A 12831-nucleotide genomic window follows, 5' to 3' on the forward strand; every position below is an offset into this window, starting at 1 on the left:
CGAACACGCCAGAGAGTTCCAAGAGACCACCGCTTGCTGAACCCGAACCAGTCAAGCACTCAAGCCTCGATGAAGCCGACTCGTTTTCGTCAGCCAAAGAGTCTTTAAATGTGGTCGCGAATTGACGCACAATAAAACGTGTCTTTACGGATAATTCACGACTGCATCTACAGGAACTCAGTATGATCCGCCGCTATCATCCCAGCGACATTGACCACGTCCTCAATCTTTGGCTGGTCGCTTCGATTAAGGCGCACGATTTTGTCCCTGAAGCGTTCTGGCGCGAGCAATTAGGTGCCATGCGCGATCATTACCTGCTACAAGCCGAAACCCTAATACTTGAAGAGGAAAGTCGGGTACTTGGTTTTTTGTCGTTGCATGAGAGTCGTCTAGCTGCTTTGTTTGTCAGTCCTGAAGCCCAAGGACGTGGTTTAGGTCGACAGTTACTGGACGAAGCCAAGCGCTTGCGCTCGTCCCTTGAACTGAATGTCTACAGTGCCAACGACCGAGCGATAGCTTTTTATCAGGCTGGTGGCTTTTCAACGGTTGCTGAGTCGCTCGATCCAGTTACAGGCCAGCAAGAGTTCACGATGCGCTGGGGCTGCAGTTGAACAAAGTCGTCACGAAGGGCGCTTCACATAGGCGGGCGGCCTGTTTATCCAATCGAGCCGGCCGTTCCTGGCTGGCTCAAATGTAAAAATTTTTATCTGCCCTCTTGAAGTTTTCCCCGGCGAACATAAATTTTCATCACGCGACGCCGAATGCGGGTCGCGCACTTAATCACTTGGATTTAATCAGGAGATTTTGAGATGGCTACTACCCTTTCGTTGGCCCCTTTGTTCCGCCAATCCGTGGGCTTCGATCGCTTCAATGACCTGTTTGAGTCGGCGCTTCGCAGCGAGGCTCCGAACACTTATCCGCCTCACAATGTGGAAAAGCACGGTGATGACGAATATCGCATTGTCATTGCAGTCGCTGGGCTTACTGAAGCGGACCTGGATATTCAGGTCGAGAAGGGCGTTTTGACAGTCGTTGGCGACAAGCGCGAAACCGAGAAAGCAGTCACTTATCTGCACCAGGGCATCGCGCAACGAGCCTTTCGGTTGTCGTTCCGTCTGGCAGATCATATCGAGGTGCGCGGTGCTTCGATGAACAACGGGCTGTTAAGCATCGACTTGCTGCGCGTGGTTCCTGAAGAGGCCAAGCCCAAGCGCATCACGATTGGTAGCGGGAAAGAGCCCGAACTGCGTCAGGTTAGTTTGCAATAAGTCAGCAGTAGCAAAAAAGGCGCTCTTGGTAGCGCCTTTTTTGTATTTGTGGAATCAGAACGAAGACTTGGCCCCATTCCGGGCATTTCGGCGTTCTGGAGTGGTTTCATAATGCTACAGTCCCGCCAAACCAAAGAGGGAACGACATGCGGATTTTGATGGCAGGGATGACATTGGCTGTGCTGACACTGTCCACCAATGTGGCGTTGGCGGCGAAGCCATCCGATGAGACTCTCAGCTACTGTAAAACTCTTTCTGATATGGCCGGATCAATCATGAAGAGTCGTCAGGACGAAATGCCTATGGCTGAGATGATGAAGGTCATCTCAGGAGGAGAACCCGATCTTGCTGCGCTAGGGGCAGTAATTACCAAGGATGCGTACAGCACATCGGCATTCCGTACTGAAGAAGACCGAAAAAGAGCGGTAAGCGAATTTAAAGAAAAGTGGTTTTCGTTATGCGTGAAGACCAGAAATAAATGACAACTCAGCTCCGCACCGGACGTTTGTAGACGACCTGGTTCAGCCACCTACATTGAAGCCTACTTTCTCGCACTTTAGCCGAGCAAATGCTTTTGGGTTGCCACCCACACGAGCGCTATTGGTCTCCATTACTTGGTCGCCGCGCAGCATGAAAAACCACAGCTCCTGGCCTGAATAGCCACCGTAAATATTCTTTGCATTCATGATGAGACATATCCCATACCCGAATCGAAGCCCAAAGATTCCGTTCCACATCGGAATAGGGTCACCCAGAAACTGATACTTTGTTGAGTCGGGATCCGGCTGAGTCCGCGCCATATACGCCTTGATCGTGCGTTCATATTCGAAGGGATACGGGCCGTAGTCCGGGTTTTCAAGCTGCTCTGGAGTGGGTTTGACGCACCCGGTGAGAAGAAGCGAGGCGGCGCAGGCCACAAGCAGTTTCTTAAGCATGAGGTTCCCTCTCTGGCTGATGCCGCACTTTACCACTCGTGGCGTACCGCCACCATTGGGGGCAGAGCGGCTCGGCAGGTCGCACAAAAAACCAGATTCCGTAAAGCTCTTCTTGCTGAAGATGTCCAAATGCCATCATTTCGCTACAATGCGCGCCGGCTGAGCGTCAGCCCTGCCAATGAAGGCGCAACGGAGTGATGGTATGAAGATGGGGAAGGTGGCGGGCGCCACGCTGCTTGCAGCAATGACAGTCTTGGGCGGATGCGCAAGCATCGTGAGCGATAGCAAGCCAAAGGTTGGGCTGTACAGCCTGCCGACAAATGCCAACTATGTCATCAAGGACAGCAAGGGAAGCGTACTGCTGAAGGGCGTCACTCCAGGCACGGCGCTTTTGGAGACGAGCCGAGGCTACTTTAAAAGCCAGAGCTATACCGTCACGTTCCAGAAGGACGGATACACAGAGACGACAGTTCCTCTGAAATCTACCGTTAGCGGCTGGTACTGGGGAAATTTGTTGATTGGCGGTTTGATCGGCATGCTGATCGTAGATCCGCTGACAGGTGCCATGTATACGCTGCCTGAAGACGCTACAGGAAACCTGTCGGCTGTTGCATTACCTCAAGCCTCGTTGGAGCCATCACCAAGCGCGCCCCAGTAGTTAAGATGTCACAAAGAAGCCCGCGCTTGGCGGGCTCTTCGATTGAAGAGGCCTGTGGCTCGAGCTTCAGCCTCAATTTTCTACGAGGGATCGTTATGCGGATTTTGATCGGAGCATTATTGCTCGTTGCCATGGGCGGGTGTTCCACATCGCCAATCTCTGCCGAAAATGCAGACCCGGTGCCGTCCACACGGTTGTATGCGTTCACAGAGAACAATGCTGCTCAACTGGTGGTGACCAGGGACTCAGGCATCTACGGATCCGAGATCCGGTTTATTTTGCACATTGATGGCAAGCCTTCTGCCGAGTTTCACCCGGGGGGGGGTGGCCAGGTTTGGGTTGACCCCGGGCAAGCATATTCTCGGCGTTTCGAAATACATGATCTTCGGTACGTCAAGAATCATCGAGTCAGAAATTGATGTGAAACCGGGAGATCTGATTCGCCGTAGAATCTCCCAACATGGCAGCAGCTTTTCTTTCACGCCGACTGCCTACTAAGCAAGTTCGCGACGTACGCAGTGCCCAGTCGATCCATTAACCGGGCAATCCCACCTGTTTAGAAGATATTCATCGGGTACTCGGTAATCAGCCGCGTCTGCACCAAATGCCCCCCGGTGGACGCATCACCATCGTGCCAAGCTTCCCGCAAGCGGAAGGACAGCTTCTTGGCCGGGCCACTCTGCACCACGTATTTCACTTCGGCGTCGGTTTCGTGTTCCTGGTCGTTGGCACCATAGAACCCGGTGTAGGCCGAATTGCCGGGAGTATGCGTACCGTCGATGCCGGCACCGCGAATATGACGGGCCATGAAGCTCAGGCCGGGGGCGCCAAAGGTGCCCATGTCCAGGTCATAGCGCATCTGCCAGGACCGCTCGCCCGGGCCGTTGAAGTCGGAGTACTGCACGGAGTCGGCGAGGTTGATCGAGTTGCCGTAGCGGCCAGCACCGACACCAGCATTGGTCTCCCCAAAGCCGACGTAGTCGAATGGCTCGTCACCATGAACCTTCTGTCCGGCCAGGGTGAAGGTCTGCGCGCCCAGGGTGTAGGCAGCCGCCAGCGAGGCGGCGGTGGTGTCGATGGTGCCGGCCTTGGCGCTGCCGTCGTCCAGTGTGCGATAGAGGTTGAAGTCCAGCGCGACGGATTGGTCATCGGTCAGTGGATGAACAAGGTTCAAGTTGGCGTAGTACTGGTTCCAGACATCTTCCAGATGCGCTCCGTACAGCGACGCGGTGAATTCCTTGCTGAACTGGTACTTGCCCCCCGCGAAGCTGGCCGACGACGCAGCCACACCTGCATAGCTGGCAAGAATGTCGCCACTGCGCGAGGTGGTGGTGTTACCGGTGCCGGAGGTGTAGTGACCGGCCTCCAGGTTCAGGCCGGTGATTTCATGGCTGTCGATCTGGAAGCCTGATGCGGTCTGGGGCATCAGGTAGTTATCGGCGGTGGCAAACACTGGCGACGTGGGTTGCAAGTCGCCGATCTTGAGTGTGGTGTTGGAGACACGGAACTTGATGTCTCCGCCGGCCTTCGCATAGCCTCGATCCGGATTGCCATTGGCGTCGGAGGGTATGGTCGGGCCGCCGGCACGGTCGGTGTCCCCGTCGATGCGCAATGCCAGGTCGGCAAACGCATCGATGCCGATGCCGATGGTGCCTTGGGTGAAGCCCGAGCTGTAGGTTGCCATCAGCGCCTGGCTCCAGTCACGGGTGTGGGCGCTGCTTCCGTTCTGGTTCCAGAACACGTTGCGGTTGAGGATATTCAAACTGCTGTCCGCGACGAAGCCCTTGGAGTCGGACTGATCGCTGGCGTAGCTCATGGCCGGCAAGGCAAATGCCAGCGCCACTGCCAAGGTATTGAGCTGAAGTAACGGTTGACGTTTTTTCATTATTTTTTGCTCCTGTGCACGAGTTCGTGTTGGAGCATTAAGGCGACAGCCCAGGCCATCAACAAATGAAACTGGATGAATGTTTTGATATCCCTTTTACTGAATTCCAGGCAAAGAAAAGCCCGCGATGGGGAGTGCGGGCTTGAAGGTGTTCACTTAGGAGCTGGGGTAACCATAAGCGCTCGACTGTGAAAGGGATGTGAAAGGTTGTTGGTTGCGTAGCGCATTGACCGCTATTGATCCTCCCCCCGCACAATCCTTCCCGCCTTCACCTCATCCGCGTACCCGCTGAACTTTTCCTGCTGAGCCGCGAGCAGGGCGCCCATCTTCATGAGGGCGACAGCTTCGTCGGGTGATTTGGCGACCCCGGCGATACTGGCCAGCTCATTGACCGACCAGGCGATAACGGCCATCGCATCTTCGAGGTCGTAGAACAGCTCCTGCTGTGCGGTCCTTGGGCCGTCGAGCATTTCCATCAGTTCTGCCATTTACCCGTGCTCTCCAAAGAAGTGGTTCAGTGCCATCAGCTCAGACACCGTTGCGCCAATCCTCCTGTAACTCGGAAGACACGGCAATCGCGATTTTTCCTTGGATGCCGTTGTTAGGGCTCTCCAGCCGGGAATGGGCGAGTGGGATGTCGGCAAGCGAATAGACCGCGCCAAGATGTGGGCGCAGTTTACCGTTGGCTATCAGTGCGCTCATTTCATCCAGTTTGCCGCGGTTCTGTCGTGTGAAAACGAAGTGATAACTCGCGTTCTTGCCCCAGGCCTGAACCAGGTTTTGCGGGTGTGCAATGTCCACAATCGAGACCACGCGCCCCAGCTGCGCAAGCGCGTCCGGGCTGCGCGATAACGTGTTGCCGCCGATGGTATCGAACACGACATCGACTCCACGACCAGCCGTTTCTCGCTGGATGACGTCGACATAATCCTCCTTTTCGTAGTCGATGATCACATCGGCGCCCATGCTTCGTGCGAACTCGACGTTCACTTCGCGCACGGTTGTGAACACCTTGGTGCCCATGGCTTTTGCCAGCTGTATCGCCACATGGCCGACGCCTCCTGCGCCGCCGTGCACCAGGATGCTTTCTCCCACTTTGAGCACCCCCCGCACCACCAGCGCTTCCCAGGCTGTCCCGCCGACCAGGCTCAGGCTTGCTGCTTCAAGATGACTCAGCGAAGAGGGCTTCTTCCCGATAATGCTTTCGTGCGCCACGTGGTACTCGGCATAACTGCCCGGGCCTTCGAAAATTTGCGGGGTGTACCAGACTTCATCGCCGGGCGCGAAGGTCGTAACCCCCGGCCCGACTTCTTCAACAACACCCGATACGTCATGCCCGGTAATGGCTGGTAATGGCACCCAGTCGGAATAGTCGCCACGCCGGACCTGATAATCCAGCGGGTTGATGGAGGTTGCGTGTACGCGCACCAGGACTTGTCCTGCGTGTGGCACTGGCTTGGGCACGTCGCACAGTTCAAACGATTCCGGGCCGCCAAATGAATTGAGTATCAACGCTTTCACTGTATTTCCTCATTTCGATAAAAAGGGATATCGCGAAATCTCGATATCATGGGGCGAAAATTTACAGCTCTTTCCCCATGACCTCGGCAAGCATGCTGATGGTTGCTTCATTGCGCTTGTAGTAGGTCCACTGGCCGATACGCCGGACTTCCACCAGGCCCACTCGCTGCAGGGTTGCAAGGTAACTGGACACCGTCGACTGCGAGAGTCCGATACCTTCTTGGATGCTGCTGACACACACACCCACCGTGTGAACGTCACCTTCATCTTGAGGCGGGAAGTTCTTTTCGGGATCTTTCAAACCTTTCAGGATTTCGAGGCGTGTCTGGTTTGAGAGTGCTTTGAATATTTCGAGTAAGTCCATGGCGCGATCATATCGAGAATTACCGATATGTCAATGTGCAGGTCTGTGTCATTGCTACCATTTCGCCGTAAACCAATACCTGGCGAGCTTTACCTGGTTCCTGAGACCTGACTGACCTTTGATGCACATGTCTTCCATTTCTTCGGCGGACTTAGGAGGACCTTTCTTCACGCTAGGCTTCAGGCCATCTTGATAGGTTGGGCCAAACTCCGCAGAGGACTCTGAAAGGAGTCGAATCGCTTTGGCGTAGTCGTCTTCAAGATCCTGGGGCAGGGTGCCGCAAGCTGTTTTAGTGCGCTGATAAACCTGCCCCCACATGAAGCCCGATTTGTCAGGGGTGTTGAGATCCGAATAGGTATCGGCGGCTACGGGAGCGCAGATAAAAATCAGCGCCATTGCAGCCATTGACGTTTGCGTGAGCATCGCGAGTCAGCCCTTCCTTGCTTGCTTGAGGCGCACACAAATACCGGCAACCCGTCAGCATTTCAAGTCCTGTCCAAGCGAGCCCCCGTCTTTCTCTGAAGCAGAAATTACCCCCACCGTTCGTCCATTGCCCGGCACTCGCGAGCCCGCACCGTTTCTCATGTTCAAGCACGGACATCCCGCGCGCCAGAACGGAGAGCCAGCATGGAAATTGACGAGAAGGCCCCTGGAAACGTATCCCAGCAGGGCGTAACCCGTGGTACAGACAATGAAACCGGGCATGATCCTCGGCGCGATCAACCTGAAGTACCTCTACCACCGGACGACGACGCCCCTCTGGAAGAGGATATGTCGGATGTAGACGCCGCCGATTCTGTCGCAAGCGAACACCCCGACAACTGACAAATCCGAACAAGCCCGACGCACATTGCGCCGGGCTTTTCGGTGTCGAGCGGCGATTACGGCATCAGCACCGAATCAACCACATGAATCACGCCGTTGGACTGCATCACATCCGCAATGCTGATGCTGGCCTTGCCACCCTTGGCATCCACCACCCACAGCTTGCCGTCGTGCAGCTTGATCGTCAGCGATTCCCCCTGCACGGTTTTCAATATCACCATGCCGCCGTTCTTCTTGGCCTCGGCCATCAGTTGCGCAGAGGTATGGGTGCCAGGCACCACGTGGTAGGTCAGGATTTTCGTCAGGTCGGCTTTGTGCTCAGGTTTCACCAGCGTATCCACGGTGCCTGCCGGGAGTTTGGCGAAGGCTTCGTTGGTCGGTGCGAATACGGTGAACGGGCCTTTGCTGTTAAGGGTATCAACCAGTCCGGCTGCCTTGACCGCCGCCACCAGAGTGGTGTGGTCCTTTGAGTTGACGGCGTTTTCGACGATGGTTTTCGTCGGATACATCGCCGCACCGCCCACCATCACGGTGTCGGCGGCAATGCTGAGGGTGGTTGTGATGGAGAGGATCGTGAAGCAGGCGACGGCAGCAATTTTTTTGTAGAAAGCATGCATGATGTATCTCCTGGGTTCGTGTGCCCTCCAGATGAGGGTATGGAATCTACGTACCAAGGAGCAAAGTGGATGCATGCCTCGAAAAATTATTCGTTTGGGCGTCCCGTCGCACTTTTTCCCGATCTCCTGCTCTATCTCTGTCCCGACCACACTAATTCCCGGCGTGGACAGAAGACCCAGACCTGATGCCGATGGATCGCACGTTACCTGTTTTTATCACTCGATGGATGCGCCAGCCGCTGTGGCTCGCTGCGGTTTTGATGCTTTGCGCCAACGGTTGCAGCCAGCAGATGGGGCGCGATATTGCCACGCAGTTCAGCAACGGCAAGCCCGACGAGTTCTTCCAGACCAGCGTCGATCGCATGGCCACCCTGAGCATGCGCGACAACCTGCAAAGCCTGTATTTGCTGATGAGCAAACTCTACCTGCGCAACCCCAACCAGTGGCGCCAATCGGGTTACCCGGACGCTGTGACCGCCGCCCGGCAAATCCGCCAGGCCATCGAACTTCGCCAGCCGCTGCCCGCCCTTGGCGACCGCCGTGACCTGGCGGCGCTAAGCTATTCCCTGAGCCCGGAATTCCGCGGCGACCGTGTGGGCGCCTTCATCTACGCGATCGGCAGCATGCTGGTGACGGCACACGGTGGGCGCACCGAGTTTTATATAACGGACTCGATCAACCCCCAGTTCGTCAGCAATGCCGCGCGCAATATCGAGAAGGCCACCTGGCTGCTCAGCCAGCGCCAGGACGCCAATGGCTCGCTGTTGCTGTTCTCCAACGAGATCTCGGAGGCGGGCAGCAACCTCAGTTTTGCTGTCGAATTCGGCAAGATCGTCGCGCGCCTCGACCTGTTGACCCAGATGCAAGACGAGCGCTACCGGCGCATCGGTCTCAACTATGCGCAAAGCTTGCTGCTGATGAACTTCCTGCCGGTGCAGTAACCGGCTGGCGCCCTCAGCGCCGCCCGGTCCGCGTACTCACATCCACCCACACCGCCAGCACCAGAATGCTGCCCTTGACGATCATCTGCCAGTAGCTGTCGACATCGAGCATCGACATGCCGTTGTCCAGGCTGCTGATCACCAGCGCGCCGAGCAGGGCGCCGTACACCGTGCCCGAACCGCCACGCATCGATGTGCCGCCAATGAAACATGCCGCGATGGCATCCAGTTCGCCCATGTTGCCCGCCGAAGGTGAACCGGCCGCCAGGCGCGCGGTGTTGACCAGCCCGGCGAGGGCGCACATCACGCCCATGATCCCGAAGATCCACAGCTTGACCGCCTGCACGTTGATCCCGGACAGGCGCGTGGCTTCCATGTTGCTGCCCACCGAGTAGATGCGGCGGCCGAACACGGTCTGGCTGGTGACGTAACTGAACACCCCCAGCAGCACCAACAGAAGCAGCACTGGCACGGGAATCCCGTCGTAGCTGTTGAGGGTGTAGACGAAGCCGGCCAGCACGAAACCGATCAGCACCACACGCACGCTGTCCCGCAGCATCGACGGCAGTGCCAGCCCGTGCAGGGCGCGGTTGTGGCGTTGGCGCCAGGTCAGGAACACCGTCAGCCCGAACAGCAATACGCCGAGAATCACCCCGACCACCGTCGGCAAATAGCCCTGGCCGATGTACACGAGTTCCGGCGACACCGGCGCAATCGTGGTGCCGCCGGTAATGCCCAGCAGCACCCCGCGAAACGCCAGCATGCCGCCCAGGCCGACGATGAACGAAGGGATGCGCAGGTACGCGGTCATGTAGCCGTTGCCCAGGCCAATCAGCAAGCCGCAGAGGGCGACGATGGCCAGGTTGAGCGGCAGCGGAACGTGATAGACCACATCCAGAATCGCCGCGACACCGCCGAGCAAACCGAGCATCGAGCCCACCGAAAGGTCGATCTCGCCGCTGATGATCACCAGCACCATGCCGCACGCCAGAATGCCGGTGATGGACATCTGCCGCAGCAGGTTCGACAGGTTGCGCGGGGTCAGGAAACCGCCTTCGGTCTGCCAGCTGAAAAACACCCAGATCAGCACCACGGCGATCAACAGGGCGAGCATTTTGTAGCGGGTGAAAAGCTGTTTGACCTGGTTCATTTACGCGGACTTCCAATCATTATTATTGTCATGCCCGTTTGGTTGGCTGAGGGCGGCGGCGAGCACCTGTTCCTGGGTCAGGCCCTGGTTGATGAAGTCGCCGCGCAGTTGGCCTTCGCCGATCACCAGTACCCGGTCAGACACTCCCAGTACTTCGGCCAGCTCCGAGGACACCATGATGATCGACACGCCTTCGGCCGCCAGCGCGCCCATCAATTTGTAGATCTCGTATTTGGCGCCCACATCCACGCCGCGGGTGGGTTCGTCGAGAATCAACACCCGGGGTTTGGTCAGCAGCATCTTGGCCAATACGGCTTTCTGCTGGTTGCCACCGGAGAGGCTGGTGATCGGCAGGAACGGGTTCGCCGTCTTCAGGTGCATGCGTTTGATTTCCTGCTCGACGCTGCCCAGTTCCGCCTCGGCATCGATGCGCGTCAGGTGCGAGAAACTGTCGAGCACCGCCAGGGTGATGTTTTGCCCGACGCCCAGATCCGGCACGATGCCCTGGCGCTTGCGGTCTTCCGGGACCATACACAGCCCCGCGCGAATCGACTTCAGCGGCGTGCGCGTATCGATGGGTTTGCCGTCGAGCCACACCTCGCCTTCGTAGCGCCCGGGGTAGCTGCCGAACAGCGCAGAGACCAGCTCCGTACGGCCCGCGCCCACCAGCCCGGCGATACCGAGGATTTCGCCACGACGCAGGCTGAACGAGACATCATCCACGCGCTTGCGGCCCGGGTTGTCGACGTCGTAGCAGGTGATGTGGCGCGCCTCGAACAGCACCTCGCCGACGGCGTGGGGTTCGGTGGGGTAGAGGTTGCTCATCTCACGGCCGACCATCTGCGTGATGATGCGCGACACGTCCATGTCGGCCATGGCTGTGGTCGCGATGTGCTTGCCGTCGCGGATCACCGCGATGGTGTCGCAGATGGCCGAGACTTCATCGAGCTTGTGGGAGATGTACACGCAGGCGACACCCTTGGCCTTGAGCCCGCGGATGATGTCCAGCAGCACCTCGATTTCCGAGCGGGTCAGCGCCGACGAGGGTTCATCGAGGATCAGCAGGCGCGCCTGCTTGTTCAGGGCCTTGGCGATTTCCACCAGTTGCTGGTAGCCGCCACCGTATTGAGAAACGGGCAGGGCGACGTTCATGTCCGGCACTTTCAGCTCGCGCATCAGGGCTTCGGCGCGGTGCATCATGGCGGGATAGTTCATGCGCCCGCCGGGCAGTGTCAGCTCGTGGCCCATGAAGATGTTTTCGGCCACCGAGAGGTCGGGCACCAGCGTCAGTTCCTGGTGGATGATCACGATGCCGCAGGCCTCGGTTTCGGCGATGGAATGGGCGCGCAGCGGCTGGCCGTCCCAGATGATTTCGCCGTCCCAGGTGCCATGGGGATACACCGCCGACAACACCTTCATCAGGGTCGATTTGCCGGCGCCGTTCTCGCCGCACAACCCCACGCATTCCCCGGGTTTTACCTTGATGTCGATGCCATTCAGGGCTTTGACGCCACCGAAGGTTTTGACGATGTTGTTCATTTCCAGCAGGTAGTCGGACATGGCGGGCACTCATTCCACAGCGAAAAGGCAGGAGCGGCCTCAAGCCGCCCCTGCAGTGAGCCGTACGCTTACTGCCCGGCGATTTGCGCTTTGGTGTAGAACCCGTCTTCTTCCAGCACGTTCACGTTGTCTTTGGTCAATGCGGTCGGCTTGAGCAGGATGCTCGACACCTGTTTGCTGCCGTTGTCGTACTGCGAGTTGTAGGCCGGTTTCTCGTCACGCACCAGTTGCACCGACAGCTTGGCCGCCTCTGTCGCCAGCAGCTTCAGGGGCTTGTAGACGGTCATGGTCTGGGTGCCGGCGATCACACGCTTGATCGCGGCGAGGTCGGCGTCCTGGCCGGAGACCGGTACCTTGCCCGCGAGTTTTTGTGCCGCCAGGGCCTGGATCGCGCCGCCGGCGGTGGCGTCGTTGGAGGCGACGATGCCGTCGATTTTATTGCTGTTGGCGGTCAGGGCGTTTTCGACAATGCTCAGGGCTTCGGTGGGGTTCCATTCCTTGACCCATTGCTGGCCGACAATCTTGATGTCGCCCTTGTCGATCGAAGGCTGCAGCACCTTCATCTGGCCCTGGCGCAGGATCTTCGCGTTGTTGTCGGTAGGCGCACCGCCCAGCAGGAAGTAATTGCCTTTAGGCTGCGCGTTCAACACGCCCTGGGCCTGCATCTCGCCGACCTTTTCGTTATCGAAGGAGATGTAGGCATCGATATCGGCATTCAAAATCAGCCGGTCATAGGACAGCACTTTCACCCCGGCTTTCTTGGCCTCGGCCACCACGTTGTTCAGCACCGTGGCATTGAACGGCACGATCACAATCACATCGACGCCGCGGGAGATCAGGTTTTCAATCTGCGAAATCTGCCGCTGTTCGTTGGCGTCCGCCGATTGCACATAGACCTTGGCGCCCAGCTGCTCGGCCGCGGCGGTGAAGTAATCACGGTCGCGCGCCCAGCGCTCAAGGCGCAGGTCGTCGATGGAAAAGCCGATTTTCGGATGGGCCGCGTCGGCCATGACCGAGTTGGAAAGCAGTGCCAGAACGCTGGTGAATAAGACGGTTTTCAGGTGTTTCATGATGGTGAGTCCCTTTTATTGTTGTTTAGACGCACTT

At 57.7% G+C, this 12831-nt stretch carries 16 protein-coding genes; 6 read left to right on the plus strand and 10 right to left on the minus strand.

Annotated elements, in window-relative coordinates; genetic code table 11:
- Positions 1–182 precede the first annotated feature (182 nt).
- From AU074_RS23865 to AU074_RS23875, 3 genes are all read left to right on the plus strand, one after another.
- Complete coding sequence (locus AU074_RS23865; RefSeq protein ID WP_076016793.1) at positions 183–611, plus strand: N-acetyltransferase; 429 nt, start codon at positions 183–185, stop codon at positions 609–611.
- 198 nt (positions 612–809) lie between these two features.
- Positions 810–1268: an Hsp20 family protein gene (locus AU074_RS23870; protein ID WP_003219642.1), complete on the plus strand. Its 459-nt coding sequence runs from the start codon at positions 810–812 to the stop codon at positions 1266–1268.
- Between the two features lie 146 nt (positions 1269–1414).
- Positions 1415–1750 carry a hypothetical protein gene (locus AU074_RS23875; RefSeq protein ID WP_076016794.1) on the plus strand — a complete coding sequence of 112 codons (336 nt, stop codon included), beginning with the start codon at positions 1415–1417 and terminating at the stop codon, positions 1748–1750.
- 39 nt (positions 1751–1789) lie between these two features.
- Here the strand turns inward: AU074_RS23875 and AU074_RS23880 are convergent, their stop codons facing one another.
- The gene (locus AU074_RS23880; RefSeq protein ID WP_063031383.1) at positions 1790–2203 is read right to left on the minus strand and encodes a hypothetical protein; all 414 of its coding nucleotides are present in this window, start codon (positions 2201–2203) and stop codon (positions 1790–1792) included.
- Between the two features lie 202 nt (positions 2204–2405).
- Between AU074_RS23880 and AU074_RS23885 the strand changes: the two genes are divergently transcribed.
- Positions 2406–2861, plus strand: coding sequence for a hypothetical protein (locus AU074_RS23885; protein WP_076016796.1), 456 nt, complete (start codon positions 2406–2408; stop codon positions 2859–2861).
- A 556-nt stretch (positions 2862–3417) separates the two neighbouring features.
- Here the strand turns inward: AU074_RS23885 and AU074_RS23895 are convergent.
- The 5 genes from AU074_RS23895 to AU074_RS23915 all read right to left on the minus strand — a co-directional run bounded on the left by AU074_RS23895 (position 3418) and on the right by AU074_RS23915 (position 7054).
- Complete coding sequence (locus AU074_RS23895; RefSeq protein ID WP_076016797.1) at positions 3418–4746, minus strand: OprD family porin; 1329 nt, start codon at positions 4744–4746, stop codon at positions 3418–3420.
- 233 nt (positions 4747–4979) lie between these two features.
- The gene (locus tag AU074_RS23900; protein ID WP_076016798.1) at positions 4980–5234 is read right to left on the minus strand and encodes a hypothetical protein; all 255 of its coding nucleotides are present in this window, start codon (positions 5232–5234) and stop codon (positions 4980–4982) included.
- A 40-nt stretch (positions 5235–5274) separates the two neighbouring features.
- Positions 5275–6267: a zinc-dependent alcohol dehydrogenase family protein gene (locus AU074_RS23905; protein WP_076016799.1), complete on the minus strand. Its 993-nt coding sequence runs from the start codon at positions 6265–6267 to the stop codon at positions 5275–5277.
- A 61-nt stretch (positions 6268–6328) separates the two neighbouring features.
- The gene (locus tag AU074_RS23910; protein WP_076016800.1) at positions 6329–6631 is read right to left on the minus strand and encodes a helix-turn-helix transcriptional regulator; all 303 of its coding nucleotides are present in this window, start codon (positions 6629–6631) and stop codon (positions 6329–6331) included.
- Between the two features lie 54 nt (positions 6632–6685).
- Complete coding sequence (locus AU074_RS23915; protein ID WP_076016801.1) at positions 6686–7054, minus strand: hypothetical protein; 369 nt, start codon at positions 7052–7054, stop codon at positions 6686–6688.
- Positions 7055–7258: 204 nt separating this feature from the next.
- Between AU074_RS23915 and AU074_RS23920 the strand changes: the two genes are divergently transcribed.
- Positions 7259–7456: a hypothetical protein gene (locus AU074_RS23920; protein ID WP_063031373.1), complete on the plus strand. Its 198-nt coding sequence runs from the start codon at positions 7259–7261 to the stop codon at positions 7454–7456.
- A gap of 56 nt (positions 7457–7512) precedes the next feature.
- Here the strand turns inward: AU074_RS23920 and AU074_RS23925 are convergent, their stop codons facing one another.
- Positions 7513–8073 carry a fasciclin domain-containing protein gene (locus AU074_RS23925; RefSeq protein WP_076016802.1) on the minus strand — a complete coding sequence of 187 codons (561 nt, stop codon included), beginning with the start codon at positions 8071–8073 and terminating at the stop codon, positions 7513–7515.
- 191 nt (positions 8074–8264) lie between these two features.
- Here AU074_RS23925 and AU074_RS23930 point away from each other — a divergent pair, with 191 nt between their 5' ends.
- Positions 8265–9014 carry a hypothetical protein gene (locus AU074_RS23930; protein WP_076017135.1) on the plus strand — a complete coding sequence of 250 codons (750 nt, stop codon included), beginning with the start codon at positions 8265–8267 and terminating at the stop codon, positions 9012–9014.
- A gap of 13 nt (positions 9015–9027) precedes the next feature.
- Here AU074_RS23930 and AU074_RS23935 read toward each other — a convergent pair whose 3' ends face one another.
- From AU074_RS23935 to xylF, 3 genes are all read right to left on the minus strand, one after another.
- Positions 9028–10164: a sugar ABC transporter permease gene (locus tag AU074_RS23935; RefSeq protein WP_076016803.1), complete on the minus strand. Its 1137-nt coding sequence runs from the start codon at positions 10162–10164 to the stop codon at positions 9028–9030.
- On the minus strand, positions 10165–11724 hold the full coding sequence (gene xylG, locus AU074_RS23940) for a D-xylose ABC transporter ATP-binding protein (RefSeq protein WP_076016804.1): 1560 nt from the start codon (positions 11722–11724) through the stop codon (positions 10165–10167).
- Between the two features lie 68 nt (positions 11725–11792).
- Positions 11793–12794, minus strand: coding sequence for a D-xylose ABC transporter substrate-binding protein (gene xylF, locus AU074_RS23945; RefSeq protein ID WP_076016805.1), 1002 nt, complete (start codon positions 12792–12794; stop codon positions 11793–11795).
- Between the last annotated feature and the right edge of the window lie 37 nt (positions 12795–12831).

Source organism: Pseudomonas sp. ATCC PTA-122608, assembly GCF_001952855.1.
GTDB lineage: Bacteria > Pseudomonadota > Gammaproteobacteria > Pseudomonadales > Pseudomonadaceae > Aquipseudomonas.

Excerpts from the sequence above, each read along its gene's own strand:
- AU074_RS23925 (WP_076016802.1), bottom strand. The coding sequence starts at position 8,073 with ATGCATGCTTTCTACAAAAAAATTGCTGCCGTCGCCTGCTTCACGATC.
- AU074_RS23900 (WP_076016798.1), bottom strand. The coding sequence starts at position 5,234 with ATGGCAGAACTGATGGAAATGCTCGACGGCCCAAGGACCGCACAGCAG.
- AU074_RS23915 (WP_076016801.1), bottom strand. The coding sequence starts at position 7,054 with ATGCTCACGCAAACGTCAATGGCTGCAATGGCGCTGATTTTTATCTGC.
- AU074_RS23865 (WP_076016793.1), top strand. The coding sequence starts at position 183 with ATGATCCGCCGCTATCATCCCAGCGACATTGACCACGTCCTCAATCTT.
- xylF (WP_076016805.1), bottom strand. The coding sequence starts at position 12,794 with ATGAAACACCTGAAAACCGTCTTATTCACCAGCGTTCTGGCACTGCTT.
- AU074_RS23935 (WP_076016803.1), bottom strand. The coding sequence starts at position 10,164 with ATGAACCAGGTCAAACAGCTTTTCACCCGCTACAAAATGCTCGCCCTG.
- AU074_RS23895 (WP_076016797.1), bottom strand. The coding sequence starts at position 4,746 with ATGAAAAAACGTCAACCGTTACTTCAGCTCAATACCTTGGCAGTGGCG.
- AU074_RS23930 (WP_076017135.1), top strand. The coding sequence starts at position 8,265 with ATGGATCGCACGTTACCTGTTTTTATCACTCGATGGATGCGCCAGCCG.
- xylG (WP_076016804.1), bottom strand. The coding sequence starts at position 11,724 with ATGTCCGACTACCTGCTGGAAATGAACAACATCGTCAAAACCTTCGGT.
- AU074_RS23870 (WP_003219642.1), top strand. The coding sequence starts at position 810 with ATGGCTACTACCCTTTCGTTGGCCCCTTTGTTCCGCCAATCCGTGGGC.
- AU074_RS23910 (WP_076016800.1), bottom strand. The coding sequence starts at position 6,631 with ATGGACTTACTCGAAATATTCAAAGCACTCTCAAACCAGACACGCCTC.
- AU074_RS23885 (WP_076016796.1), top strand. The coding sequence starts at position 2,406 with ATGAAGATGGGGAAGGTGGCGGGCGCCACGCTGCTTGCAGCAATGACA.
- AU074_RS23880 (WP_063031383.1), bottom strand. The coding sequence starts at position 2,203 with ATGCTTAAGAAACTGCTTGTGGCCTGCGCCGCCTCGCTTCTTCTCACC.
- AU074_RS23920 (WP_063031373.1), top strand. The coding sequence starts at position 7,259 with ATGGAAATTGACGAGAAGGCCCCTGGAAACGTATCCCAGCAGGGCGTA.
- AU074_RS23875 (WP_076016794.1), top strand. The coding sequence starts at position 1,415 with ATGCGGATTTTGATGGCAGGGATGACATTGGCTGTGCTGACACTGTCC.